Here is a 23,727-nt window from a genome sequence, read left to right on the forward strand (position 1 = left end):
GCGCCCCGGCTCAGGGCCCGGTGCAGCCGCAGGACCGCCGGACCACCATCCGGGCCGGGAACATCCGGGCCCCGGCGGTGGGCGTCGGCTCCCCGTCGGCGCGCACACCGAGCACCAGGTCGACGGCGGCGCGCGCCATCTCCTCCTGCGCGGTGGCCACGCTGGTCAGCGGCGGGCCGGCGATCACGGCCTCCGCGATGTCGTCGAATCCGGCCACCGCGAGGTCCTCCGGGACCCGCAGGCCGAGGTCGTCGGCGGCCCGCAACAGGCCGATCGCCTGGTCGTCGGTCGCGCAGAACACGGCCGTCGGCCGGTCGGCGCGCGCCAGCAGGACGAGCGCCTCCCGGTGCGCGCGGACGCGGTCGAAGGGCGCGACGACCAGTCGCCCCTCGGTGGCGAGTCCGGCCTCGGTGAGCGCGGCGGCCCAGCCGGCGGTGCGGACGGTGACCGGGTCGCTCGGGCTGAGCGCGAAGGTGCCGCCGAAGCAGTGCACGGTGGCGTGGCCGTGTCCGAGCAGATGGCCGACGACCTCCCGCGCCCCGCCCTCGTCGTCCGCGACGACCGCGATCCCGTGCTCGGTCTCGGCGCGGTGGTGCAGCAGCACGACCGGCGTTCCGTCCGGGGCGTCCGCCCGGGCGACGCCGGGGGCGGACGGGTCCTGGGTGACCAGGATCAGGCCGTCCACCTGCATGCCCAGGAAGGCGCGGATGTAGTGGGCCTCGCGCTCGTCGGCGTAGTCGGAGTTGCCGATCAGCACCAGCTTTCCGCGCTCGGCGGCGGCCCGCTCCACGGTGTGCGCGAGTTCGGCGAAGAAGGGCTGCCGGGCGTCCGGGACGACCATGCCGATCAGGTCGGTCCGCCGCCGCGCCATGGCCTGCGCGACGCGGTTCGGCCGGTACCCCAGCTCCTCGACGGCGGCGAGCACCCGGGCCCGGGTCGCGGCTGCCACCGGCCGGGGTCCGTTGTTGATCACATAACTCACGACCGCCGTCGACGTCCCCGCCGTCCTCGCCACGTCGTCCCGCGTCACCCTTGCCATGCCCGCGAGCCTACACACCGGTACCGACGGGCCCGGCCGTCGTTCCACCGGCCGGACGCCGCGTCGAACACCGTGCGGGGCACCGTCAGTACATCTGGTCGGCGGTGACGTCCGCGGAGCGGCGCAGGGCCCGCTCGGCCGGTTCGCCGCGCAGGGCGAGCAGGGTGAGCGTCAGCGCGTCCACCACCGTCAGATGGGCGATCCGGCTGGCGGTGGTCTCCAGTCCGAAGACCAGGTCCTGGCCGCCGGCGACCAGGGTGTGGGTGGCGGCCTCGCCGAGCGGGGAGCGGGCGTAGCTGGTGACGGCCACCACCGCGGCGCCGTTGTCGCGGGCGTGGCGGGCGGCGTCGACCACGGTGCGGGTCGCCCCGGTGTGGCTGACCGCCAGGCAGGCGGAGGCGGACGTCAGCTGTGCGGCGGCCAGTTGCGCCGTGCTCGGGTCGGCGGGGGCGTCGGTGCGCAGGCCCAGGGCGCGCAGCCGGTAGGCGGCGTCCAGCACGACCGCGCCGGAGAGCCCCTCGCCGAGGAGGAGGACGTGGTCGGCGGCGTCCAGCGCCCCGGCCGCCGCTCGCAGTCCGTCGACGGCGAGCGTGGTGGTGATCCCGTCGAGCGCCTCCCGGGCGGCGCGGACGGTGTCGGAGAGGGCGCGGGCGGCCGGGTCCCGGGTGTCGGACGCGTCCGGGGCCGGGGCCGGGGCCTGGCGGACGGCCGCGATCTTCAGCTCCTGGTAGCCGCGGAATCCGAGCCGCTGGCAGGCGCGGACCACCGAGGACGGCGCCGTCCCGGCGAGTTCGGCGACATCGCTCACGCTGAGGCCGACCAGATCGGCGCCCCGGGCGAGGACCACCCGGGCGACCCGCTCCTCGCTGCCGCGCAGCTCGCCGAGCCGGGCCCGGACGTGGGCGGCCAGCTGGGACTCCAGCGGAGAAAATTCGGAATGCTCTTCCATGGATCCAGTGTAACGTGGAACGGGATTCCGGGGGTCGGTGCTCCACCGGCCCGCCGATCCGTCGTTGTGCTGTTCCGCTGTGCCGCTGTTCTGCCGTGCCCCTGTGCCCCTGTGCCGCTGTTCGTTCTGCTGTTCCGTCGTTCTGCTGTTCCGTCCTCCGGAAGGGAGCTCCGCCATGGCCGCCGCCGCCGTTCCCGCGGCCGTTCTGACCGCCGCCGTCCTGCACGCGGTGTGGAACGGGCTGGCGCACCGGATCCCGGACAAGCTGGTCGGCTTCACCCTGATCAACCTCGCGTACACCGCGTGCGCGGTGGTCCTGGTGCTGCTGAACCCGTTCCCGGCTGCGGCCGCCTGGCCGTACCTGCTGGCCTCCGTGGCGATGCAGGTGGCGTCCCAGCTGCTGCTCCTGCGCGCCTACCAGCTGGGGGACTTCGGGCAGATGTACCCGATCGCGCGCGGTTCGGCGCCCCTGCTGGTGGCCGTGCTGTCGGTGGCGCTCCTCGGCGAGTCGCCCGGGGCCGGGGAACTGCTCGGGGTGGCCGTCATCTCCTGCGGCCTGGTCGGGCTGGCCTTCGCCAAGGGGATCCCGGGCCGGGCCCAGCTGCCCGCGCTCGCGGCGGCGCTCGGCACCGGGGTGATGATCGCTGCCTACACCGTGTCCGACGGCGGCGGCGTCCGGCACGCGGGGACGGTCGGCGGCTACGTCGCCTGGCTGTTCCTGCTCCAGGGGCCGGTCCTGGCACTGATCGCCCTGGCGCGGCGCGGGCCGCGGTTGCTGGCCGGGGCGGGCCCGGCGGTGCCGTTCGGGCTGCTCGGCGGTGTGCTCTCGCTGACCGCCTACGGGCTGGTGGTGTGGGCGCAGTCCCGGGGGGACCTCGCCACCGTCGCGGCGCTGCGCGAAACGAGCATCGTGATCGCCGCGCTGATCGCCGCCGTGGTCTTCCGGGAGCGTCTCGGGCGGCTGCGGATGGCGGCGAGCGCGGCCGTGCTGGCCGGGATAGCCGTCCTGGAACTGGCCCGCCCCTGAGGCCGGTTCCAGGACGTCGGGGGCGCGCCCCCGGGGGTTCAGGGGACGATGACGGTCAGCGAGGTGTCCGTCGTCGTGAAGCCCAGGTCCGTGTAGAGCTGCCGGGCGCGGTTGCCCTCGGTCACGGCCAGTCCGATCTCCTCGCCGCCGGCGGCGGCGACCGCGGCGACGACCCGGCGCAGCAGGTCGCGGCCGAGCCCGGGGTAGCCGTGCGCCGGGTCGCGGAACACATGGGCGATCCAGGGCAGGCCGTCCCGATCGGTGAGGACGGCGCCCGCCACCACCCGGTCGGTGCCGTCCACGACCAGGGAGCTGGAGGGCAGCACGGGGCCTATGACCTGCCCGGAGAGCAGCTCGGCGAGGCGCTGCACCGCGACCCGCTCGTCCTGGCCCTCGTCCGTGCGGTGATCGGGGTGACCGGGGCCGAAGGCCGCCCGGGAGGCGGACACGAGCGCCTCGGGCCCGCGGTCGCAGGGAACAGCGCGGAGCCCGTTCCGGAGCGGGGTGTCCGCCCAGCCCGCCCAGCCTCCGGGCGGGGGAGCGTCGGTGAGGTTCCGGAGCATCGTGTGGCCGTGGCGCAGCACGGCGGCCCCCCGGCGCACCAGCTCCTCCCCGAGCCGGACCGGGCCGGACACCACCCAGCCCGCCAGTTCCGTCTGCACGAAGGCCACCAGGGCGGCCGGATCGGCCCCCGGATCGACCGCCTCCAGCCGGTCCGCCCAGGGGCGGCCCTCCCGTTCGCCCCGCTCGAACCGCACCACGGCGACCCCGTCGGCCCCGTACCCGTACTGCCAGTCGCTCCCCGTCTGCGCCACGCCGTTCCGTCCGATCCTCGCGCGTCGGCCCACCCCTCGGTACGCCCTGTCGTCCGCCATGCTCGGTGAACGATCCGTCGGGATCAACCGACTTCGGGTCAACCGGCCGAACCCGGTGGTGGATCGGGCCGGTCGGCGTGGTGGACCGGACCCCCGGCTGCGCGGTCGCCTGCAGCGTCGGTGGCGGGACCGTCGGTGGCGGGACCGTCGGTGGCGGGGCTGTCGGTGGTGGGGCCTATCGTCTCCCGCCATGAGCGTCCCCGAGGTCGTCCCGATCCTCCACGAGCCCGGCTACCGCACCGACACCATCGGCCGCTGCGGGGGCGGCCAGTTCTTCGCCTCCGTCTGCTACGCCAGTCCCGAGGGGCCCTCCGGTCCCGACGGCGGGGCGTGGTACGCGGTGCTGCACCGGTTCGACGAGAGCGGGAGACACCTCGGCTCGCGGATCGAGACCGTACCGGAGGAGTCCGGGAGCGCGGCGCCGAAGGCGGTCGAGGACCTGCTGCGGGAGTGGCTGGACGCGCTGCCGGAGCGGGAGTTCGCGGACATCGCCGTCGCGCCCTTCACGGTGCTGGTCGACGGCTGCCGCTTCGGCCTGGTCGTCGAGCGGCACCACGAGGACGCGACGGAGGACGACTGGGCCGAGTTCTACCCCGACCGTCTCGGCTTCCACGCCCCCTGGGACGGCGAGTACGACACCTGAGCCCGCCGCCCCGGCCCGGTCCGGCCGGCTCAGTCCGCGATCACCGCCGCGCGGACGCAGAGCACGTCCGGCAGGTGGGTGAGCACCGGTGACCAGTGGGCGCCCTCGTCGGCGCTGGCGTGGACCTCGCCGGTCCGGGTGCCGAAGTAGATGCCGGCCGGTGCGAGGTCGTCGGTGCGCAGCGCGTCCCGCAGCACGACGCCGTAGTGGTCCTCGCCGGGCAAACCCTCGGCGAGCGCCTGCCAGCTGTCGCCGGCGTCGTCGGTGCGGAACACCCGGCAGCGGCGGCCCGGCGGAATCCGGTCGTCGGCGCCGCCGAGCGGGAACACGTACGCGGTGTCGGCACGGTGCGGGTGGGCGGCGATCGCGAAGCCGAAGTCGGCGGGCAGGCCGTCGGCGATCGAACGCCAGCTCGCGCCGCCGTCGTCGCTGCGGTAGACGCCGCCGTGGTTCTGGAGGTAGAGCCGGTCTGGGTTCACGGCGTCCCGGGCGATCTTGTGCACGCACTGGCCGAACTCGGGGTACTGGTTCTCCTCCGGCAGGAACTCGGCCTGCAGACCGGTGTTGGAGGGCTCCCAGCTGCCGCCGCCGTCCTTGCTGCGGTAGACGCCGCCGCTGGAGACGGCGACCAGCAGCCGCTCCGGGTCGCGCGGGTCGCAGAGCACGGTGTGCAGGCCCTGGCCCCCGTAGCCGGCTCCCCACTCGGTGCGCTGCGGGTGGTCCCACAGCGACTCGATCAGGGTGAAGGTCTCGCCGCCGTCCGTGGAGCGGAACAGCGCGGCGGGTTCGGTGCCCGCGTAGACCACGCCCGGGGCCTCGGGCCCGGCCGGCTGGAGCTGCCAGACCCGGGTCAGCGAGGCACCCGTGTGCTCGGGGAAGCGGATGGCCGGGGTGGACGGCTCGAACCAGCTCTCGCCGAGGTCGTCCGAGCGCCACACCGACGGGCCCCAGTGGCTGCTGTCGGCGCCCACCAGCAGCCTGGTCCGGTCCCCGCGGCGGTCGACGGCGACGGAGTAGATCGCGTTCATCCGGAAATGCGGCCCGCTGAACTCCCAGTGCACCCGGTCACGACTGCGCCCGAGGAAGAGACCCTTCTCGGTCCCGACGGCCAACAGCACCTCGGTCATTGCGACACACCACCCGGTCGGCGAAACGGCCCCCGCGGACACCCCTCCCGGGCCAGTGTCCCGCCGTCGGGGGCCCGCCACATCTCGCCGCGCCGGGGCGGACCGCGGCCCGGGCACCGCCCCGCCCCCGGTCGACCCGCGCGATGCCGTCCCCCGGCGCACTCCGGCGGCACGGTGGCCCGACGGCGCGGCGCCCGGGCACCGCGCCGTCGGCCTCGTCGGCCGCGCCGTCAGCCCCGGCAGCCCTCGAGCAGCCGCAGCCAGACCTCGCTGATCGTCGGATAGGCGGGCACCGCGTGCCACAGCCGGTCGATGGGCACCTCGCCGACCACCGCGATCGTCGCCGAGTGCAGCAGTTCGGAGACGCCGGGGCCGACGAAGGTCGCGCCGACCAGCACCTCCCGGTCCAGGTCGAACACGACCCGGGCCCGGCCCCGGTAGTCGTCGCCGTAGAGCGAGGCCCCGGCGACCGCGCCGAGGTCGTGGTCGATCGCCTTGACCCGCAGCCCGGCCCGTTCGGCGGCGTCCAGGGTCAGGCCGACGGCGGCGACCTCCGGCTGGGTGAAGACCACCTGGGGCGCTCCGGCGCTGTCCGCGGACGCGGCGTGCGCGCCCCAGCGCTTGGTGTCCAACGGGCGCGCCTGGGCGCGGGCGACGATCGCCGCGCCGGTGATCCGCGCCTGGTACTTGCCCTGGTGGGTGAGCAGTGCCCGGTGGTTGACGTCCCCGGCGGCGTACAGCCAGGTGCCGTCGACGCCGAGCACCGTGCAGCTGTCGTCCACGTCGAGCCAGTCGCCGGGGTGCAGGCCGACCTGCTCCAGACCGACGTCCGCCGTGCGCGGAGCCCGCCCGGTGGCGTAGAGCACCTCGTCCACGGTCAGCCGCCCGCCGTCGCCCAGGGTGAGCGTGACCTCGGACGGTCCCTCCGCGGCGCCCGCCCCGTCCACCGGCCGCCGCTCCAGCGCGGTCACCTCCGTCCCGAACCGGAGGTCCACCCCGAGGTCCCGCAGACCGTCCGCGACCAGCTCACCGGCGAACGGCTCGGTCCGGGGCAGCAGCGCGGAGCCGCGGACCAGCAGTACCACCTCCGAGCCGAGCGCCCGCCAGGCGGTGGCGAGTTCCACGCCGACCACCCCGCCGCCCACCACGGCCAGCCGCCGGGGGACGGCGGGCGCCCCGGTCGCCTCGCGGTTGGTCCACGGCCGGGCGTCGGCCAGTCCGGTCACGTCGCGCGGCAGCACGGGGCGGCTCCCGGTGCAGATCGCGACGGCGTGCCGGGCCACCAGCAGCCGCTCGCCGCCGTCCTCCGACTCGACCGTCACCTGCCGGTCGCCGGCCAGCCGGCCGTGGCCCCGGGCCAGCTCGATACCGGTGTCGCGGAGCCACCGCACCTGGCCGTCGTCCTGCCAGTGCGAGGCGAACGAGTCGCGCCGGGCGAGCACCGCGGCCGCGTCCAGCGCACCGTCGCCGACCGCCTCCCGGGAACCGGCCACCGCGCGGGCGTCGCCGAGCGCGGCCACCGGGCGCAGCAGTGCCTTGCTCGGCATGCAGGCCCAGTACGAGCACTCGCCGCCGACCAGTTCGCTCTCCACGATCACCGTGCGCAGCCCGGCGGCGGCCGTCCGGTCGGCGACGTTCTCGCCGGTGGGGCCCGCGCCGATCACGATGACGTCGAACTCCTCGGGGGCGGGGGACTGGGGGGAGGTCATGCGTGCTCCTCGCTGTTCTGGACCGGTGCTGTCGAGCGGTGATGCTGTTGCACTGTGGTGCCGTGGTGCCGTGCCCATCCTGCGCCGACCCGGCCGCCCCGCGCAGCCGAACACGCGGGCGAGGCGCCGGTCCGGACAACCCCTTCACACGCCGGTGGCCGCCGCGTGCACATGCCGGTGGCCGCCGTGCCGCACCGAGGTGCGGAGCGGCGGCCACCGGGTGCCGGTGCGCGGACTACCCGAGCTCCGCCAATTCGGCGAGCGCCGCCGCCGTTTCGGCCGGCCGGGAGAACATCGGCCAGTGCCCGGTCAGCACCTCGCGCAGCTCCCACTCGGGCCCGCCGAGCGCGGCGAAGTACGGGTGCCCGGCGGCGATCAGCTCCCGGACCTGTGCCAGCGGCATCGAGCAGGAGACCAGGCCCTTCGGCAGCTTGTCCGCCCCGCCGGTCAGCCGCAGCGGCTCGTGCAGCGTCCCGACCGGCTGGGCCGTCGCCCGCTCGCGGAACCGTGCCAGCCCGGCCTCGTCGATCCCCTCCACGGAGGCGCCGTCGGAGGCCAGCAGCTCCCAGGTCGGCAGTGGCAGCCATCGGCCGTCCACCAGTGTGGCCTCCAGCGCGGCGCGGTAGTCCGGTTCCCAGAGGTCCGCGAGCGCGACCCCGTCCGCGATCGGGCCGGAGTCGACGTAGACCACCCGGCGGATCCGCTCCGGCACGCGGTCGGCCGCGCCGGACACGGCGACGGTGCCGCCGCTGTGCGCCACCAGGACCACGTCCCTGAGGTCCTCGCGGACCAACAGCTCGGTGAGGTCGGCGACCTGGGCCTCCGTACCGGTGTCCGGCCCTGCCTCGCCGGCCCGTTCGGCGAGCCCGGGCAGGGTCACCGCGTGCACGGTGTGGCCGGCGGCGCGCAGGGGTTCGGCCACCGCGTCCCAGGCCCAGCCGCCGAGCCAGAAACCGGGGACGAGTACGAAGGTGCTCATGATGGGACGGTCCTCTCGTGGAATGCCTGTGGTGGGCCCGGGCCCGGTGCTGACCGCCGGCCGGGCCGCCCGCCGTCACACCGACCCTAGAATGGCAACCGGACAGAACTCGACCGGATTTGCGACCGGTTCGGCCGTCCGCCCGCCCGTGTCCCCGCCGGCCGCGTGGCCCTCGGCCGACCCCCGACCGGTCGACCCCCGACCACCGTCGACCCCCGGCCGCTCACCGGCCGACCGTCGGCCCGGCCGGTCGGCAGAACAGGAGCGGAGCACCGTGGAACACCCGGTCAGCCGTATCCTCGCCCTCCTCGAACTGCTCCAGGCCCGCCCCGGGCTCACCGGTGCCGAACTCGCCGAGCGGCTGGAGGTCGACGCCCGCACCGTGCGCCGCTACGCGTCCCGGCTCGCCGAACTCGGCATCCCCGTCCGGGCCGAGCGCGGCCGCTACGGCGGGTACCGGCTGCTGCCCGGCTACCGGCTGCCACCGCTGATGCTCACCGGGGACGAGGCCGCCTCGGTGGTGCTCGGGCTGCTGGCCGGCCGCCGGTCCGGGCTGTCGGTGGGGGAGCAGGCCGGGGAGTCGGCGCTCGCCAAGATCCAGCGGGTGCTGCCGCCCGCGCTGCGGGACCAGGTCGCGGCCGTAGAGCAGACACTCGGACTGACCGCCGCGCCCGCCTCCGGCCCCAGCCCGGCCGCCTCGGCGTTGTTCACGCTCGCCGAGGCCGCGCGTCGGAGCCGCCGGGTCCGGCTCGACTACCGGGACCGCACCGGTGCGCCGAGCGAGCGCGAGTTCGATCCGTACGGGCTGGTCTTCCACTCCGGCCGCTGGTACACCACGGGGCTGGACCACCTCAGCGGCGAGCAGCGCACCTTCCGGCTGGACCGGATCCGCTCCGTGCGGCCGGGCACGGCCGGCTTCGAACCGCCCGCGGACGTCGACCCGGTGCGGCGGGTCCTGGAATCGCTCGCCTCGGTGCCGTGGCAGCACGAGATCGAGGTCGTCCTGACCATCGGCCTGGACGAGGCCCGCCACCGCGTCCCGCCCACCGTCGGCACGGTCACCGCGACCGAGGACGGCAGGGTGCTGCTCCGCGCCCGCGCGGAGCGCCTCGACGGCATGGCCGTCCTGCTCGCCGGCCTCGGTCGGCCCTTCATCGTCCGCCGCCCCGCCGCCCTGCGCGACGAGGTCCGCGCGCTGGCCGCCCGCCTCGCCGGCTGGGCGGAGCAGGGACCGGCCGAAGGCGCACCGGCCGAGGGCTGAGCAGCCCCGAACGCGCACCGGTCCGCCCGTGGATCGGTCCGCCCGCGTACCGGTCCGGCCGCGTACCGGTACGCCGAAAGACGCGACGGCGGACCCCGGGGCGGACCAGCCACCCCGGAGCCCGCCGCAGGGGCGACCGGCCGTCAGGCCTTCGGCGCGCCGTTCTGCTCCGACGCCACCTGCCGCTTGACCTCGTCCATGTCCAGCTTCCTGGCCTGACCGATCAGATCCTCGAACACCGGCTCGGGCAGCGCCCCGGCCTGGGAGAAGACGAGCACGCCCTCCCGGATGATCGCCAGCGTGGGGATCGACTGGATCCCGAACGCAGCGGCGAGTTCCTGCTGCGCCTCGGTGTCGACCTTGGCGAACACGAGGTCCTGGTGACGCTCGGCGGCCTTCTCGAAGACCGGCGCGAACTGCCGGCAGGGGCCGCACCAGGCCGCCCAGAAGTCGATCAGGACGAAATCCTTGCCGCCCTCACCAGGGACGATCTCGTCGAAGTTCTCCTTGGTCAGCTCGACCGTGCTGCTCATCTCGCGATTCCTGCCCTTCCGGTGGTGGCGGTCAAGGCCATCTGCCCCCCACAACGGCTGCTGTCCGCGCGCTATTCCGCGGACCCTACCGCGCGATCCGTCGAGCAGAATCCGGCCCCCGTCCGTACCGGAGGGTGTCAGGCACCGAGGTGCCCACCCACCGACCGGGGAGCGGTCACCATGCGCAGCACCCGCCGTACCCGTCCCGAAGGCCCGACCGGTTCCGTTCGCGGGACCGGGCGCCTCGCCGTGCTCGCCGCCGCCGGGCTGGCCGCCGCCGCCCTCGTCGCGGGCTGCGGCTCGTCCGCCTCCTCCGGCGGCTCGCCGCCGACCAACCCGCCCGCCTCCTCCTCGGCACCCTCCGTGCCGGGCACGTCCGCCGCCACCCTGCGGACCACCACCGACGGCCGGCTCGGCACCGTCGTCACCGACAGCGCGGGTTTCACCCTCTACCGTTTCGACAAGGACAGCGCCACACCGCCGACCGCGACCTGCAACGGCGACTGCGCCACCCTCTGGCCCCCGGCCCCCGCCGACGGCACCGCGGTCACCACCGGCGGCATCGACGCGAAACTCGTCGGCACCGTCACCCGGGCCGACGGCAGCAAGCAGCTCACCCTCGCCGGCCGGCCGCTCTACCGCTACGCCCCCGACCGGAACCCCGGCGACACCAAGGGCCAGGGCGTCCAGGGCGTCTGGTTCGCGGTGACCCCCGCCGGCGACCGGGCCGCCGCCACCTCGGGCGGCTCCGGTTACTGAGCCCGACGGGCCGCCGCCCGTACTCGACCCGGAGGCACGGGTGCGCAAGGATGTGATGGTGACCGAGGAGCCTCCCGGTGGCGGCCGCCCGGCCGCGCGGAGCGCGCCGGCACCGGACGAGGAGCTGATGCGCGCCCTCTACCGCGAGCACGCCGGGCCCCTGCTGGGTTTCGTGCTCCACCTCGTCGCCGGGGACCGCCAACGCGCCGAGGACGTCGTGCAGGAGACCCTGCTGCGGGCCTGGCGCAACCTCCACCGGCTCGACCCGGCTGCCGCGTCGCTGCGCCCCTGGCTGGCCACCGTCGCCCGCCGGATCGTCATCGACGGACACCGCGCCGCGCTCGCCCGGCCGCGCGAAGTGGACCCGGCACCGCTGGAGTTGCTGCCCGCCGCGGACGAACTCGACCGCGCACTGCGGATGATGACGGTGGCCGACGCCCTCGGCGACCTCTCGCCCGCGCACCGGGAGGTCGTCGTGGAAACCTACTTCAAGGGCCTGACCGCCGGCGAGGCCGCCGCCGAACTCGGCATCCCCGCAGGCACCGTGCGCTCGCGGCTGTACTACGCGCTGCGGGCGCTCAGGCTCGCCCTGGAGGAACGGGGCGTGACACCGTGACACCGCACGAGCCCGGCCCCGACCCGTCCGTGCACCTCGACGTCGCCGGCTACGTCCTCGGCGTACTGGACCCGGTCGAACGTGCCGCCTTCGACGCCCATCTGGCCGCCGGCTGCCCCCGGTGCGCCCGGGAACTGGCCGAACTGACCCCCGTCGGAACCCTGCTGGCCGAGTACGCGGCCGACGGGGACCCGGCCGACCCCCTGCCGAGTCCGGACCCGGCGCTGCTCGACCGGCTGGTCGCCGAGGCCGGGGCGGTCCGCCGCCGGGGCCGGGTCCGGCGGCTGGCGCTGGTCGTCGCGGCCGCCGCCGTGGCACTGGCCGGACCGGCCGTGACCGCCGCCGTCATCACCGCCGACTCCCCGCCCGCGGTGGTCGCCACGGCCGCGGCCCACCGCTTCACCGGGACGGACCCCGTGACCGGGGCCCGGGCCGTCGTCGGCGTCGACGCCGCGCCCTGGGGCAGCCGGGTCACCCTCGAACTCTCCGGCGTCCCGGGCCCGCTCACCTGCGACCTGGTCGCCGTCTCCCACGCGGGCGACCGGCAGACAGTGACCACCTGGAGCGTCCCCGCCACCGGCTACACCACCGCCGCTCTCCACACCACCGGCGGCACCGCCCTCCCGCCCACCACCATCGACCACTTCGAGATCCGCACCCTCGACACCGACACCCTCCTCCTCACCGTCCCCACCCACACCCCCTGACTGACCCCCACCACCCCCGCAGCGCCGATTCCACCGCCCCCGCCCGACGTGACCAGGGGCACGGAAAGTCGACAAGGCCGACTCCCTGCGCGGGCCGGCTCTCCCTGGCCGCCTCCGGCCCGCAGGGAGCCGACGAGCCCGACCGACTTCCCAGCCCCGCCGCTCTGCCCGGCGTGACTCGGTGCGACGGTTGGCGCGGCGCGCGGGAAGTCGATCGAGTCGACTTCCCGCACTGCTCACGGCTCCCGCTGGGTGTCTCGGCCCGCCTGTTGTGGGAAGTCGACGCTGCCGACTTCCTGTGCCCCTCGCAGCCCCCACTTACTGATCGTTTCAGAATGGCCGTCGGGCGGTCATTCGTCTTGGAGCCGCTGGAGAATCTGGGTGAAGTCGCCGTCGGCGAGCAAGCCGGCCAGTACCTGCGTCATGTTGTCGATGCCGGGATCCCGGACGATGAGGCCGTCGGAGCACCAGAAGTAGCGGCCAGCCAGTGCCTCGCCAGTTCGGGACCACCTCTCCATGAGGCGTTCGACCTCTGCAACGGTGAACACGGTCGCGCTCCAGCGTGAGCCGTCCGCTGTGAGCCGGACCTCGACGTCGATGTTGCAGACGCTGTCCAGAGGCTCGCCCGCGCTGGGCAGGAACGACGCCTCGAAGTGATCCGTTCGGACGCGGTACCAGGGGCCGTCCCAGCCCTGGTCAGCGGTTTCGGTCCTGGTGTGGGTCATACAGGGGAGCATCTTCGGCCTGCCCGAAGTGCTCAACTGGATTCTCCGGCAAGCTTCAGCGTCGTGATCGCGAACCTTGTCCCCGACGAGCTCTGGGATCGAACAGCCCCACTGATGCCGGCGCGGCCCGTGCGGCGGCATCGCCACCCCGGGCGGCTTCCAGTGCCGGACCGTGTCGCGCTCGCTGGCGTCGTCTACGTCCTGCGCAACGGCGTGGCTTGGCGAGACGTACCGGCTTCGGTGGTGGGTTGCTCCGGGGTGACGGCCTGGCGACGGCTGCGAGACTGGACCGAGGCGGGTCTTCGGCCCCGCCTGCAGGCCGCGTTGTTGACCGAATTGCGCCGAGCAGACCTGTTGGACCTGGACGACTGCGGGGTGGACGGCTCGCACGTCCGGGCCCTCAAAGGGGGGATCACGTCGGCCCCTCGCCCGTCGATCGTGGCCGGCCCGGCTCCAAGCACCACCTGATCGTCGATCGCCACGGCACCCCGCTGGCCGTCACACTCACCGGCGGCAACCGGCACGACGTCACCCAACTCCTACCGCTGCTGGACGCGGTCCCACCGATCCGGGGCCTGCGAGAGCGGCCCCGCCACCGGCCCCGGCGCCTGTACGCCGACCGGGGCTACGACTTCGACAAGTACCGCCGCCAGCTGTGGAAGCGCGGCATCAAGCCGATGATCGCCCGACGCGGCATCGCCCACGGCTCCGGACTCGGCAAAGTGCGCTGGGTCGTAGAGCGCGCGTTCGCCTGGCTCCACCAGTTCAAGCGCCTCCGCATCCGCTACGAGCGACGCGCCGACCTCCACCAGGGACTCCTCGAACTCGCCTGCTCAATCGTCTGCCTGCGGCGGCTCTCGCGATCATTCTGAAACGATCAGTTAGTGCGTTGGCCTGGTTGTTGCGTGCGGGGGCGAATTCGCTGGCTTCGGTGCCATGCTGGGTTTGCTTCCCACCCCAGGGCTTTGGCCCGCCGCTGCCGGAGTTCGATTGCCTCGACTTCCGGCTTCTTTCCCTGGGCGGTGCGTGCTGCCGCCGCCCTGCTCGGCGTCGGGCGGGGCGGTCGTTGGCAGGGCGCGCAGGAAGTCGGCGGTGTCGACTTCCTACGCGCGCCCGATGCTTCCCGTCGGCCTCAGCGCTTCGGCCCGCTGCCCGTGAGAAGTCGACGAGGCTGCCTTCTCGGCCCACTCTTCGTCGGCGGGGCCTGAGTTCGCCGCCTTGTCCGGCGTGCGCCGAGGTCGTGGTCGGTGGGCGCAGGAAGTCGGTCGGGCCGACTTCCTGCGCTCGTTCTCCGCCGACGGTGTGTTTCGCTGCTCTGCTGACGTGGCTCGGGGTGATGGTTGGCGGCGCGCGCGAAGTCAACGGGGCCGACTTCTTGCGCTGCTCGCGGTTCCCGCTGAGCGCGCTTTGGCCGGCTCGTCGTGGGAAGCCGACTGGGCCGACTTCCCGCTCGGCCTCCCGATCGGCCCCGCGTGATTCCGCGCTCTGCTGGCGTGAGTCGAGGTGGTGGCTGACGTGGCGCAGGAAGTCAACGGGGCCGACTTCCTGTGCCGCTCTCGGCTCCCGCTCGGCGCTTCGGCCTGCTCGTTGTGGGCAGTCGATTCTTCCCGGCTTCCTGCGCATCCCGGCCCTTGACCCAGGGCTCCGGTTTCGGCGTAGGAAGTCGACGATGACGACTTCCTACGCCCGCTTTCGCCGGTGGCATGCGGCTTCGTTCGGCGTGACTCGAGGTGGTGGTTGGTACGGCGCGGGAAGTCGAGCGTGTCGACTTCCTACGCCCGTTGCTCTGCCCGGCGCGGCTCGGGATGGTGGTTGGTGGGACGCGCGGGAAGTCGACCCGGCCGACTCCCAGCGGGCGTGGTTCCGCCGTCCGGGGCGGAGTGGGAAGCGGAGTGGGAAGTCGATCCGGCCGACTTCCCACTCCGCGGGCTAACGGGTTGCCCAGGTGGCGAGGTGGGTGAGGGCGCGGGCGCAGCGGCGGGCGAAGAGGTGTTGGGCGAGGGGGAGGAGGGGGCCGGCGAGGCGGGCGTACCAGCGCTGGGGGCGGCTGAAGGCGTTCACGGTGAACCAGACCGCCCCGTCCGGTGCCAGTTCCACCACGAAGGTCTCCTCGCCCACCGCGAGGTGCCCCCGGCGGGTGCCGTACGTGAAGCCGTAGCGGTCGGGTTCGCCCTCGGCGGTGCTCCAGACGACCCGGCACGGGGCGCCGGCCCGCAGCGGGCCGATGCCGATGGCGCACTGGACCGCGACCCCGCGCGCGGCCCGCCCGGCGTCGGCGGTGATCCGGACACCGGCGGCCCGGTGCATCCGCCAGCCCAGCACGGCCGTCCCGGCGGCGTCGAGGGCGGCGCGGCCGTGGCCGATCAGGGCGCGGTGGCGGAGGTGGTTGTAGCCGGCCGGGAGCGGGGTGTCGAGGCGGGTGCTGGCGCCGACCTCGGGGTAGTTGAGGTCGCTGAGCGGTGCGTGGGCGTTCATCGAAGGGTCTCCTGCGGGATCGGCGGCATTGGCGGCATCGGCGGCGCCAGCGGCATCGGCGGGACCGGCCGGACCGGCGGCATCGGGGCGAGGGCGAGGCGCCGCCAGGCGAGCAGCGAGCAGAGGGCGAAGCCGAGGGCGTTGCCGACGCCGTGGGTGGCTGCCATCCAGCCGAGGGTGGGACGGGGGATGCCGGAGGCCTCGCCGAGGGCCCACCAGAGGGCGAGCAGCATGGTGACGGCGAGGACGGTCGCCGAGACACCGAGCAGGACGGGCGTGCCGGTGCACCGGGGGACGCGGCCCCGGTCCCCGGCTCGGGGTCGCAGGTCGCGCCAGGTGAGCAGGCCGACCAGCCACATGCCCGCGGTGAGGACGGCGGCGCCGACGAGCTCGGCCCAGTCCCCGACGAAGTAGCCGCCGAGCACCAGCAGGGTCCCGGTCGGGACGCTGAGCGCGGCCCACCGGGCGGCGGGGTGGTCGGGGACGGCGCGGCAGACGAGTCCGGCGACGAGGGCGGCGGTGAACCCGGCGTAGTGGAAGTGCGGGACGGTCAGGGCCAGGATGTCGAGGTCGAAGCCGAACAGCCGGTACCCGGCGCGCTCCGCGACCAGGGCCAGTCCGGCGACCGAGGGCATGGCCAGCGCGGTGAGCACGGCGATCTCGGGCGGGGCGAGGGAGCGGGTGCGGGCCAGCCGGATCGGGGCGTGGGCGGCGACGGCGAGGGTGCCGAGGGCGTAGCAGGCGGCGGTGCCGGTGGCGAGCGGGCCCCGTGGCAGCCACAGTGACAGGGCACCGGGGACGGCGGCCAGCGGCCAGAGGCGGCGCAGCCGGACGAGTCCCGGTTCGTCGACGAGTGCGAGGCCGAGCGGGACGACCGCGCCCATGCCGAGCAGGACCAGCAGGTCGACCAGTTCGGCGGTTCCTCTGCCCATGGTGACCCGGACCTCCTTGAACGCGTTCAAACTTCCCTTGCGCGCCGACTCTACGCGGGGGATTGAACGCGTTCAAGTTTCAGCCCGCAGGTAGTCGCCGCCACCTGCCCTGGTGTTCACGAGGGGCACGGAGCACCCTGGAGGAGTAGGCGGGGGACCGGACGAGGAGCGACCGCCGGAGGTGATCCGCCATGCAGACTCTTGTCGGTTGGCACATCGAGATGGAGTTCCACGAGCAGGGGCCGCGGACGGCCGCCGCCGCCCTGCTGCGACTGGGCGACGGATCGGAGCTGCGCGCGCACGGCTACACCAGCCGCCACCCGTCGGACCCGGAACAGCTCAGGGTCGGCGAGGAGATCGCCGCCGCACGGGCGCTCAACGACCTCGCCTCGCAGTTGCTCACCAAGGCCCACGGCGAGATCCAGCAGGTCAGCCCGATCCCGACCCACCCGCTGTCGTGACGCCGTCGGAAGGTGCCGCGGGCCCGGCCGCCCACCGGTCGCGCATCCCGCTGATCTGCCCGAGGTGCGGGAAGGAGCAGCGGGTGGTGCCCGGCGGGCCGGGCCGCGCGGTCAAGGTGGTGCACGCCGGGACCGGCCAGGAGGCGTGCGAGCCGGGAGACCTCGCCCGCGCCCCGGAGAACGGCACCGCCTGAACGGAGAGCGGCGCACCCCGGAGAGCGGCGCGCCCCGGAGAACGGCACGGCCCGAGCGGCGACCGGCACCGCCCGGGTGGCGAACGGCACCGCCCGGGCGGGCAGGTCAGTTCGGGCAGTACGTCGTCGGCGCCTGCCACTCGGGCCCGATCAACCGCTGCTCCAGCTCGTTGAGCGTGATCCGGATCCCGATCGTGCCGGACAGCCCGAGCCGCATCCGGCTGCGGGCCAGGGCCACGAAGGCCGACAGGCCGTACTTGTTGATCAGCGACGCCCGGTAGCGGGCGGTGGCGTCCTCGTCGCAGACCGCCGCGCGGGCCGGGAGCTGGGCGCCGGTCGGGCGGCCGTGCGAGTCGCAGGGGCCGACCAGCACCTTGGGGTGGCGGCGGATCCGTTCGGCCTCGCCGGAGTGGGCGGGGGTCCAGATGCCGAGCGCCGTGCCGTCGGCCACGACCCAGCTCTGCGAGTGGACCTGGCGGCCGTCCTCGCCGTAGGAGGTGAGCAGGAGGTATCTGCTGTCGGCGAGCTGGTCGGTACGGTCGTGCACGGTGTCCTCCCTCTCCGGTCCGGCGGGCGGTCGCGGTCGTGGCGACCGGTGCTCCCGTGGCGCTCCACGGGGGCGTGCTGCTCGCAGGCGGTGCGGTGCTCCGCGGTGGGCCCGGCGGTCCGGCCGCCCGCGTACGACCCACGGGACAGCTTGGCACGGGTCCGGTCAAGGACCCCGGCCGGTCGGGCCACTCCATTGTCGTCCAGGGCGGCCGCCCTTTCGAGGGCTCGGGGTCGCCCGAAAGCGGTGCACGGGTGCGCTGCCGCGGGCGCGCGCCGGGCGCGCGCCGCCACGGAACCGCCGGTCCCGCGGCCGCTCCCGCAGCCGGGGACCGGAAGCGGTGCCGCTCGCTGACGACGACGAATCCCACCCGGACGGCCCAGACCCAGACCCAGGCACAGGCCCGCGTACAGACGCAGGGCACAGGGCACAGGGCACAGGGCACAGGGCGCAGGGCGCAGGGCGCAGGGCACGCCCCCGGAATCGGCGAGCGGCCCGCCCGGCGTCCTGAAGACACCGGACGGGCCGCTTCGCACCGTCGCGTTACTCCGCGAGGGTCAGTGCACCAGCACCGGCACCTCGTTGGCGTCCGCCGCACCCGCGCCCGAACCCTGGCCGGCGCCGCCGGCCTCGGGGCGACCGGCGTTCACCAGGACGAAGGCCAGCACGGCCGCGAGGGCCAGGATCCCGAAGGACCACCAGATCGCGGTCGAGAAGCCGTGCACCATGCCCCCGAACTGCACCGCCTTCGCGGCGGCCGGGCTGGTGGCCTCGCCCGCGTGGGCCGCCAGCCAGGTGGTGGTGGCGCTGGCCGCGATGGTGTTCAGCAGCGCGGTGCCGATGGCGCCGCCGACCTGCTGCGAGGTGTTGACCATGGCGGAGGCCACGCCCGCGTCGCGCGGCTGGACGCCGTGCGTGGCGAGGCTCATCGCCGGCATGAACGCGGTGCCCATGCCGAGGCCCATCAGGACCAGACCGGGCAGGATCAGCGCCGGGTAGGAGGTGTCCAGGTCGATCTGGGTCAGGATCAGCATGCCGACCGAGGCCAGCAGGAAGCCGGGCGCCATCAGGTACCGCGCCGGGACGCGGGTCATCAGGCGGGCGCCGATCTGGGTGGAGCCGGTGATCATGCCCGCCACCATCGGCAGGAAGGCCACGCCGGTCAGCACCGGGCTGTAGTCGAGCACGATCTGCAGGTAGTAGGTCAGGAAGAGGAAGAGACCGAACATGCCGATCACGGCCAGGCCCAGCGACAGGTAGACCCCGCCGCGGTTGCGGTCCAGCACGACGCGCAGCGGCAGCAGCGGCGCCTTGACCTTGCTCTCGACCAGGACGAACGCGGCCAGCAGCACGGCGGCGCCGACGAACAGGCCGATCGTCACGCCCGAGCTCCAGCCGTCCGACTCGGCGCGGGTGAAGCCGTAGACCAGCGCGACCAGACCGGTGGTGACCAGCAGCACGCCGGGCACGTCGAGCTTGTTGCGGTTGCGGCCCTCGGCGGGCTCGCGGATCACCATGACGGCGCCGACGGCGGCGACCACGGCGAACGGGATGTTGACGAAGAAGGTCCAGCGCCAGTTCATGTACTCGGTGAGCAGGCCGCCGAGGATCAGACCGATCGCGCCACCGCCACCGGCGATCGCGCCGTAGATGCCGAACGCCTTGGCGCGCTCCTTGGCCTCGGTGAACATGACCGCCAGCAGCGAGAGCGCGGCCGGGGCGAGCAGGGCGCCGAAGACACCCTGGAGGGCGCGGGCGCCGAGCAGCATCGCGGTGTTGGCGGCGGCGCCACCGAGCGCGGAGGCCAGCGCGAAGCCGGTCAGACCGACGATGAAGGTGCGCTTGCGCCCCCACAGGTCGGCCACGCGGCCGCCGAACAGCAGCAGCCCGCCGAAGGCCAGCGCGTACGCGGTGATCACCCACTGGCGGTTGCCGTCGGTGATGCCGAGGTCCTTCTGGGCGGACGGCAGCGCGATGTTCACGATGGTGGCGTCCAGGACGACCATCAGCTGCGCGAGGCCGATGAATATCAGGGCCTTCCAGCGCCTCGGATCAGGCTGAAGGGCGGGCAGGGAGTCGGTTTTTGACATGGCGGTACTCACTTCACGGTGCGAGGTGTGCGGAAGACGTGCGGTGCGGTGCAAGGGACAACGGGTTAAGGGGAGGAGAACAGCGGCGGACGTTCCGGACCGGTGGTCGCGTCAGTGGTCGCCGTGGAAGTCCTCGAAGGTCGCGGCCCGGCCGGGCAGTGTCGAGCGGGCGGGCGCCCGCATGCCGTCCAGGAACAGTTGCAGGTGCCGGTGGACGAATCCCTCCAGGATGTGGCACGACGTGCCCGGCAGCGGGCGGGTCAGCTGGCTGAGCGCGATGAACAGGTCACCGTGGGCGACGTCCGGACGGATCTCGCCCGCCGCCTTCGCCCGGTCCAGCAGATCGCCGACGACCAGCATCAGGCGCTCGCGTGCCTCCGCCAGGTCCGGATCGTTCAGGTCGACCTGGTTGGTGAGCATCGGGCAGAGCGCGCCGACCTTCTCGTCGACCGTCTCGTGGGCGAACCGCTCCAGGGCGTCGAACGGGCCGGCGGCCTCGGCGGCGGCCCGCTCGGCGATCGCCACGATGCGGTTCTTGACGAGCAGTGCCACCTCGCGGATCAGTGCCGCCCTGGTGGGGAAGTTCCGGTAGAGCGTAGCGTTTCCGACGCCTGCCCGCTTCGCAATTTCGTCCAGCGGCGCCTCGGCGCCGTGCTGGACGAACGCGTCCCGGGCCGCCAGCACGATCCGCTCACGGTTGCGGCTGGCGTCCGCACGCAGTCGGGGCGTGCGGGCCGGTTCCGTGGTCGGGGTCGGCCGGACGGCGGCGGTGCTCACGGCTCTGCTCCTCCCGAAGCATACAAGTTCCGGGGAGAAACTCCCCGCTTAGTCCTTCGAAGGGCTAAACGGGGAATCGCTCCCCGGAAATTTCACGCTTCCGTGTGACCTGGGTCACATTACGGTCCATGCTCGACTCATTCCGTCACGGTGATCGCCTTCCGCATCCTCGCCCCACGTACCGACGCACCGATGCACCGACGGCCCGGTGGCCGAATGGCCCGACGTCTCGACGTCTCGATGGCCCGACGGTCCGACGGTCGCAGGGTCACCCCACCGCGACCCGCGACCCGGCGCCCGGCTCGGTGCGGGCGGGCCGGTGCAGCGGGATCTCGAAGTGGACGGTGGCCACGCCGGGGCCGTGCTCACCGGTCGGCCGGGCGTCGTGGACCTCCTCGGCGAGGCTGCGCCAGAACGCCTCGGCGCCCGGGATCGCCGTGTTGGTGTGCAGGTAGAGCCGCCGGTAGCCGCCCTCCGCGGCGGCGAACGCGACGGCGCGCCGGACGAGTTCGCGGGCCAGGCCGTGCCGCCGGTGCTCCGCCCGGACGTACACCCGGACCAGCTGGGCGGTGGTCCCCGACGGGTAGCGCTCGGCGACCACGCGCGGGTGCGGCGGATGGGCCGGCCCGGTGGAGTGCAGTGCGGTGGTGGCGACCACCTCCTCGCCGTGGACGGCGACGAGCAGGGCGTGCCGGGGGTGATCCAGGTAGTGCCCCTGGAGGTCGACCACGTCGGCGTGCCAGTCGGGCACGTAGCCGTAGCCGAACTCGCGGTAGAAGGTGTCGAGGATCAGCCGGCGTGCCCCGGGGACGTCCTGTGGCAGGGCATGGCGGATCGCATAAGGAAATTGACGCTGCATCAGATTCTCCGACCGGAGGTTGGGCGGGAGGGTGATGGTCAGCGTACATGAAAACCACTTTCATCTGACACGTTGACGGCCGTGCGGTCCGGCGTGTTGAAAATGAAAACGAATCCCGTTACCGTCCTGCCTGTCCGCCGATCGTGGAGTCCGTCGAAGGGGAGAACCGTGGCGCATCTGCTGGTGATCGAGAGCTGGGTCGGCTCCATGAGCAGGTTGCTGCCGAGGGCGCTGGGGGAGGGCGGCCACCGCTTCACCTTCCTCACCCGCGACCTGCACCACTACCTGCGCGCCGCCCCCGTCGACGGCCCGCACCCGCTGCTCGCGGCGGAGAACATCCTCACCGTCGACACCAATGACGCCGCGGTGCTGCTCCCGTTCGCCGAACGGCTGCACGGACTGCTCGGCTTCGACGGGGTGCTCTCCTCCTGCGACTACTACCTCCCCCAGGTCGCCCGGGTGGCCCACCGGCTCGGGCTGCCCGGGGCCGCGCCCGAGGCGGTCACGGCCGCCTGCCGCAAGGACCTCACCCGCCGGAAGCTCGCCGAGGCGGGCGTCCCCGGGCCCGCGTACGCGCTCTGTGCCGACCGCGAGCAGGCCCGGGCCGCCGCCCGGGCGATCGGCTACCCGCTGGTGGTCAAGCCGGTCGACCTGTGCGCCGGGATGTTCGTCCGGGAGGTCGTCGACGAGACCGAGCTCCTGGTCGCGATCCGGGCCCTGGACGGCTTCCCGGTCAACGCGCGCGGCCAGCGCCGGGAGCCGGCCGTGCTGCTGGAGGAGCTGCTCACCGGGCCCGAGGTCAGCGTCGAGACGGTCTCGGCGGGCGGTGTCGCGCACGTCGTCGGGATCACCGACAAGAGCGTCGGCGGGGCGCCGGCGTTCGTCGAGACCGGGCACATGTTCCCGGCCGCCCTCGAACCGGCCGAGGCCGGGGCCGCCGCCGACACGGCGCTCGCCGCGCTGGCCGCGCTCGGGCTCGACCAGGTCGTCGCGCACACCGAGATCAAGCTGACCCCTACCGGGCCCCGCGTGGTCGAGGTCAATCCGCGTCCGGCCGGGAACCGGATCACCGAGCTGGTCCGGCGGGTCACCGGGGTCGACCTGGCGGCCGCCGCCGTCGACGTGGCCCTCGGCCGCCGGCCGGACCTCGCCGTCCACCCGACCGGGGTGACCAGCGCGGCGATCGCCTTCCTCGTCCCCGAGGGCGGGCAGGCCGGGTTGCTGGACGGCTTCGACGGCGAGGAGGCGGTGCGGCGCGATCCGGCGGTGGTGGAGCTCGCGCTCGCCGGGGCGGGCCGCGAGGTCCGGCCGGCGACCAGCAACAACGAGTACCTCGGGCACGTCATGACCGCCGACAGCGTGGGCGCCGGCGCGCGCGGCGCCGCCGAGCGGCTGCTGGCCGGGCTCACCCCGCGCCTCACGGCGGCCGCCGGTGCCGAGGCGGCCGTCGAGCACGCCTTCGGCGACGCCGCCGGGACGGTGTCCTCCGCGCCCGCATCCGCCGGGGTGCCCGCATGAGTACCCCCGCCGCCACCACCTGTCCTGCGGGCACCGCCAGTACCAGTACGGCCACCACCGCCACCACCGGTGTCGGTCTTCCCCCGAGCACCGGCACCCCCGTGCTCGACCTGATCACCGGGCGGGCCCGTACGGGGGCGTACGGGCCCGACCCGGCCTCCCTGCGGATCGCGCTCGCCTTCACCACCGCCCAGGCCGTCCGGCACGCCGGCCGCGCCCGCGGCTACCGCAACGAGGTGCTCAGCCTGCGGCTCGGCGCCGCCGTCGGATCCTGCGCCGTCGAACCGGGCGAACTCCCCGCCGACACCCTCACCGGCTGCGTGGGCGCCACCGTCGACGAGCTGCTCGACCACCCCAGCTCCGCCGTCCGGGTCGCCGCACTGGACGCCTACCTCGGCCACTGCCGCCCGCACGGACCGGCCGAGGGCGCCCGCCCGGTCCCGTTGCCCGCGGGCTCCTCGCTGGCGAAGTCCCGAGCCCGGGCCGCCGCCGTGGCGGGGCTGCTGCCACTCGCCGACGTCCGTCGGGTGCTGGTCGTCGGTGTCGTCAACTCGCTCCTGGAGCAGCTCCGTTCGCGCGGGATCGAGTACGTCCCGTGCGACCTCAAGGGTGGTACCACCGAGTGGGACGAGCCGGTGCGGGCCGACGCCCTCGCCCACCTCGACGACTGCGACGCCGTGCTCGCCTCCGGCATGACCCTGGGCAACGGCTCGCTCGATCCGCTGCTCGTACACGCCCGCGCCACCGGCAAGCCGCTGGTGCTGTTCGCCCAGACCGGCAGCGCGGTGCTGCCCCGACTGCTGGGGGACGGGGTGAGCGCCGTCAGTGCCGAGCCCTACCCCTTCTTCTGGCTCGACGGCGGTTCCTCCGTGCTCCACCTCTACGGCGGCCGGGCGGGCCGAGGGGGTGCGGCGCGGTGACGGCC

At 74.3% G+C, this 23,727-nt stretch carries 24 protein-coding genes; 10 read left to right on the forward strand and 14 right to left on the reverse strand.

What is annotated here, in order from left to right; all coding sequences use genetic code 11:
* Positions 1–10: 10 nt before the first annotated feature.
* The gene (locus BLU95_RS29550) at positions 11–1,039 is read right to left on the reverse strand and encodes a LacI family DNA-binding transcriptional regulator (protein ID WP_093862661.1); all 1,029 of its coding nucleotides are present in this window, start codon (positions 1,037–1,039) and stop codon (positions 11–13) included.
* 85 nt (positions 1,040–1,124) lie between these two features.
* Positions 1,125–1,988: a MurR/RpiR family transcriptional regulator gene (locus BLU95_RS29555; protein WP_093862662.1), complete on the reverse strand. Its 864-nt coding sequence runs from the start codon at positions 1,986–1,988 to the stop codon at positions 1,125–1,127.
* A 175-nt stretch (positions 1,989–2,163) separates the two neighbouring features.
* Between BLU95_RS29555 and BLU95_RS29560 the strand changes: the two genes are divergently transcribed.
* Positions 2,164–3,015, forward strand: a complete 852-nt coding sequence (locus BLU95_RS29560; RefSeq protein ID WP_093862663.1) for an EamA family transporter — start codon at positions 2,164–2,166, stop codon at positions 3,013–3,015.
* A gap of 38 nt (positions 3,016–3,053) precedes the next feature.
* Here BLU95_RS29560 and BLU95_RS29565 read toward each other — a convergent pair whose 3' ends face one another.
* Positions 3,054–3,830, reverse strand: a complete 777-nt coding sequence (locus tag BLU95_RS29565; protein WP_231977860.1) for a GNAT family N-acetyltransferase — start codon at positions 3,828–3,830, stop codon at positions 3,054–3,056.
* Between the two features lie 250 nt (positions 3,831–4,080).
* Between BLU95_RS29565 and BLU95_RS29570 the strand changes: the two genes are divergently transcribed.
* Positions 4,081–4,533: a hypothetical protein gene (locus tag BLU95_RS29570; protein ID WP_093862665.1), complete on the forward strand. Its 453-nt coding sequence runs from the start codon at positions 4,081–4,083 to the stop codon at positions 4,531–4,533.
* Positions 4,534–4,562: 29 nt separating this feature from the next.
* Here BLU95_RS29570 and BLU95_RS29575 read toward each other — a convergent pair whose 3' ends face one another.
* From BLU95_RS29575 to BLU95_RS29585, 3 genes are all read right to left on the reverse strand, one after another.
* Positions 4,563–5,660, reverse strand: coding sequence for a WD40/YVTN/BNR-like repeat-containing protein (locus tag BLU95_RS29575; protein ID WP_093862666.1), 1,098 nt, complete (start codon positions 5,658–5,660; stop codon positions 4,563–4,565).
* Between the two features lie 230 nt (positions 5,661–5,890).
* Complete coding sequence (locus tag BLU95_RS29580; RefSeq protein ID WP_173862157.1) at positions 5,891–7,369, reverse strand: dihydrolipoyl dehydrogenase family protein; 1,479 nt, start codon at positions 7,367–7,369, stop codon at positions 5,891–5,893.
* Positions 7,370–7,604: 235 nt separating this feature from the next.
* Positions 7,605–8,348 (reverse strand): alpha/beta fold hydrolase, encoded by a 744-nt coding sequence (locus BLU95_RS29585; protein WP_093862667.1) that lies wholly within the window; start codon positions 8,346–8,348, stop codon positions 7,605–7,607.
* Between the two features lie 274 nt (positions 8,349–8,622).
* On the opposite strand from BLU95_RS29585, the gene BLU95_RS29590 reads away from it, so the two are divergent.
* Complete coding sequence (locus BLU95_RS29590) at positions 8,623–9,609, forward strand: helix-turn-helix transcriptional regulator (protein WP_093862668.1); 987 nt, start codon at positions 8,623–8,625, stop codon at positions 9,607–9,609.
* A 143-nt stretch (positions 9,610–9,752) separates the two neighbouring features.
* On the opposite strand, the gene trxA is transcribed toward BLU95_RS29590, so the two are convergent.
* On the reverse strand, positions 9,753–10,196 hold the full coding sequence (gene trxA / locus BLU95_RS29595) for a thioredoxin (protein WP_353653514.1): 444 nt from the start codon (positions 10,194–10,196) through the stop codon (positions 9,753–9,755).
* Between the two features lie 126 nt (positions 10,197–10,322).
* Between trxA and BLU95_RS29600 the strand changes: the two genes are divergently transcribed.
* From BLU95_RS29600 to BLU95_RS29610, 3 genes are read left to right on the forward strand one after another with little or no spacing between them, the layout of a single operon-like run.
* A complete protein-coding gene (locus BLU95_RS29600; RefSeq protein ID WP_093862670.1) occupies positions 10,323–10,901 on the forward strand; it encodes a COG4315 family predicted lipoprotein in 579 nt (192 codons plus the stop codon).
* Positions 10,902–10,956: 55 nt separating this feature from the next.
* Complete coding sequence (locus BLU95_RS29605) at positions 10,957–11,517, forward strand: sigma-70 family RNA polymerase sigma factor (RefSeq protein ID WP_093865221.1); 561 nt, start codon at positions 10,957–10,959, stop codon at positions 11,515–11,517.
* Positions 11,514–12,224 carry an anti-sigma factor family protein gene (locus BLU95_RS29610; RefSeq protein ID WP_093862671.1) on the forward strand — a complete coding sequence of 237 codons (711 nt, stop codon included), beginning with the start codon at positions 11,514–11,516 and terminating at the stop codon, positions 12,222–12,224. Before BLU95_RS29605 ends, BLU95_RS29610 begins: the two co-directional genes overlap by 4 nt.
* Before the next feature lie 350 nt (positions 12,225–12,574).
* Here the strand turns inward: BLU95_RS29610 and BLU95_RS29615 are convergent, their stop codons facing one another.
* Positions 12,575–12,949 carry a hypothetical protein gene (locus tag BLU95_RS29615; RefSeq protein WP_093865222.1) on the reverse strand — a complete coding sequence of 125 codons (375 nt, stop codon included), beginning with the start codon at positions 12,947–12,949 and terminating at the stop codon, positions 12,575–12,577.
* A 63-nt stretch (positions 12,950–13,012) separates the two neighbouring features.
* Here BLU95_RS29615 and BLU95_RS29620 point away from each other — a divergent pair.
* A protein-coding gene (locus BLU95_RS29620; protein WP_093862672.1) for an IS5 family transposase occupies positions 13,013–13,821 on the forward strand; the annotation gives its coding sequence in 2 pieces (ribosomal slippage) (positions 13,013–13,352 and positions 13,352–13,821; 810 coding nt in all).
* 1,057 nt (positions 13,822–14,878) lie between these two features.
* Here BLU95_RS29620 and BLU95_RS29625 read toward each other — a convergent pair.
* Positions 14,879–15,424: a DUF1990 domain-containing protein gene (locus BLU95_RS29625; protein ID WP_093862673.1), complete on the reverse strand. Its 546-nt coding sequence runs from the start codon at positions 15,422–15,424 to the stop codon at positions 14,879–14,881.
* Positions 15,421–16,356 (reverse strand): YndJ family protein, encoded by a 936-nt coding sequence (locus BLU95_RS29630; protein ID WP_093865223.1) that lies wholly within the window; start codon positions 16,354–16,356, stop codon positions 15,421–15,423. The genes BLU95_RS29625 and BLU95_RS29630 overlap by 4 nt, the downstream gene beginning before the upstream one ends.
* A gap of 191 nt (positions 16,357–16,547) precedes the next feature.
* Between BLU95_RS29630 and BLU95_RS29635 the strand changes: the two genes are divergently transcribed.
* On the forward strand, positions 16,548–16,817 hold the full coding sequence (locus BLU95_RS29635) for a DUF1876 domain-containing protein (RefSeq protein ID WP_093862674.1): 270 nt from the start codon (positions 16,548–16,550) through the stop codon (positions 16,815–16,817).
* A 300-nt stretch (positions 16,818–17,117) separates the two neighbouring features.
* On the opposite strand, the gene BLU95_RS29640 is transcribed toward BLU95_RS29635, so the two are convergent.
* The 4 genes from BLU95_RS29640 to BLU95_RS29655 all read right to left on the reverse strand — a co-directional run bounded on the left by BLU95_RS29640 (position 17,118) and on the right by BLU95_RS29655 (position 21,284).
* Complete coding sequence (locus BLU95_RS29640) at positions 17,118–17,558, reverse strand: PPOX class F420-dependent oxidoreductase (protein ID WP_093862675.1); 441 nt, start codon at positions 17,556–17,558, stop codon at positions 17,118–17,120.
* 557 nt (positions 17,559–18,115) lie between these two features.
* Positions 18,116–19,648, reverse strand: a complete 1,533-nt coding sequence (locus BLU95_RS29645; RefSeq protein WP_093862676.1) for an MFS transporter — start codon at positions 19,646–19,648, stop codon at positions 18,116–18,118.
* A 111-nt stretch (positions 19,649–19,759) separates the two neighbouring features.
* Positions 19,760–20,425: a TetR/AcrR family transcriptional regulator gene (locus BLU95_RS29650; RefSeq protein WP_093862677.1), complete on the reverse strand. Its 666-nt coding sequence runs from the start codon at positions 20,423–20,425 to the stop codon at positions 19,760–19,762.
* A 268-nt stretch (positions 20,426–20,693) separates the two neighbouring features.
* On the reverse strand, positions 20,694–21,284 hold the full coding sequence (locus BLU95_RS29655; protein WP_093862678.1) for a GNAT family N-acetyltransferase: 591 nt from the start codon (positions 21,282–21,284) through the stop codon (positions 20,694–20,696).
* A 168-nt stretch (positions 21,285–21,452) separates the two neighbouring features.
* Between BLU95_RS29655 and BLU95_RS29660 the strand changes: the two genes are divergently transcribed.
* Both BLU95_RS29660 and BLU95_RS29665 read left to right on the forward strand, forming a co-directional pair.
* Complete coding sequence (locus BLU95_RS29660; RefSeq protein ID WP_093862679.1) at positions 21,453–22,802, forward strand: ATP-grasp domain-containing protein; 1,350 nt, start codon at positions 21,453–21,455, stop codon at positions 22,800–22,802.
* A complete protein-coding gene (locus BLU95_RS29665; protein WP_107452612.1) occupies positions 22,799–23,722 on the forward strand; it encodes a Rossmann-like domain-containing protein in 924 nt (307 codons plus the stop codon). The genes BLU95_RS29660 and BLU95_RS29665 overlap by 4 nt, the downstream gene beginning before the upstream one ends.
* The last annotated feature ends 5 nt before the right edge of the window (positions 23,723–23,727 follow it).

This window comes from Streptomyces sp. TLI_053, assembly GCF_900105395.1.
GTDB lineage: Bacteria > Actinomycetota > Actinomycetes > Streptomycetales > Streptomycetaceae > Kitasatospora.

Bases quoted from the DNA above. Each gene is read 5' to 3' on its own strand.
- BLU95_RS29550 (WP_093862661.1), bottom strand. From the start codon at position 1,039: ATGGCAAGGGTGACGCGGGACGACGTGGCGAGGACGGCGGGGACGTCG.
- BLU95_RS29555 (WP_093862662.1), bottom strand. From the start codon at position 1,988: ATGGAAGAGCATTCCGAATTTTCTCCGCTGGAGTCCCAGCTGGCCGCC.
- BLU95_RS29560 (WP_093862663.1), top strand. From the start codon at position 2,164: ATGGCCGCCGCCGCCGTTCCCGCGGCCGTTCTGACCGCCGCCGTCCTG.
- BLU95_RS29570 (WP_093862665.1), top strand. From the start codon at position 4,081: ATGAGCGTCCCCGAGGTCGTCCCGATCCTCCACGAGCCCGGCTACCGC.
- BLU95_RS29575 (WP_093862666.1), bottom strand. From the start codon at position 5,660: ATGACCGAGGTGCTGTTGGCCGTCGGGACCGAGAAGGGTCTCTTCCTC.
- BLU95_RS29580 (WP_173862157.1), bottom strand. From the start codon at position 7,369: ATGACCTCCCCCCAGTCCCCCGCCCCCGAGGAGTTCGACGTCATCGTG.
- BLU95_RS29585 (WP_093862667.1), bottom strand. From the start codon at position 8,348: ATGAGCACCTTCGTACTCGTCCCCGGTTTCTGGCTCGGCGGCTGGGCC.
- BLU95_RS29600 (WP_093862670.1), top strand. From the start codon at position 10,323: ATGCGCAGCACCCGCCGTACCCGTCCCGAAGGCCCGACCGGTTCCGTT.
- BLU95_RS29605 (WP_093865221.1), top strand. From the start codon at position 10,957: ATGGTGACCGAGGAGCCTCCCGGTGGCGGCCGCCCGGCCGCGCGGAGC.
- BLU95_RS29615 (WP_093865222.1), bottom strand. From the start codon at position 12,949: ATGACCCACACCAGGACCGAAACCGCTGACCAGGGCTGGGACGGCCCC.
- BLU95_RS29625 (WP_093862673.1), bottom strand. From the start codon at position 15,424: ATGAACGCCCACGCACCGCTCAGCGACCTCAACTACCCCGAGGTCGGC.
- BLU95_RS29630 (WP_093865223.1), bottom strand. From the start codon at position 16,356: ATGGGCAGAGGAACCGCCGAACTGGTCGACCTGCTGGTCCTGCTCGGC.
- BLU95_RS29635 (WP_093862674.1), top strand. From the start codon at position 16,548: ATGCAGACTCTTGTCGGTTGGCACATCGAGATGGAGTTCCACGAGCAG.
- BLU95_RS29645 (WP_093862676.1), bottom strand. From the start codon at position 19,648: ATGTCAAAAACCGACTCCCTGCCCGCCCTTCAGCCTGATCCGAGGCGC.
- BLU95_RS29655 (WP_093862678.1), bottom strand. From the start codon at position 21,284: ATGCAGCGTCAATTTCCTTATGCGATCCGCCATGCCCTGCCACAGGAC.
- BLU95_RS29665 (WP_107452612.1), top strand. From the start codon at position 22,799: ATGAGTACCCCCGCCGCCACCACCTGTCCTGCGGGCACCGCCAGTACC.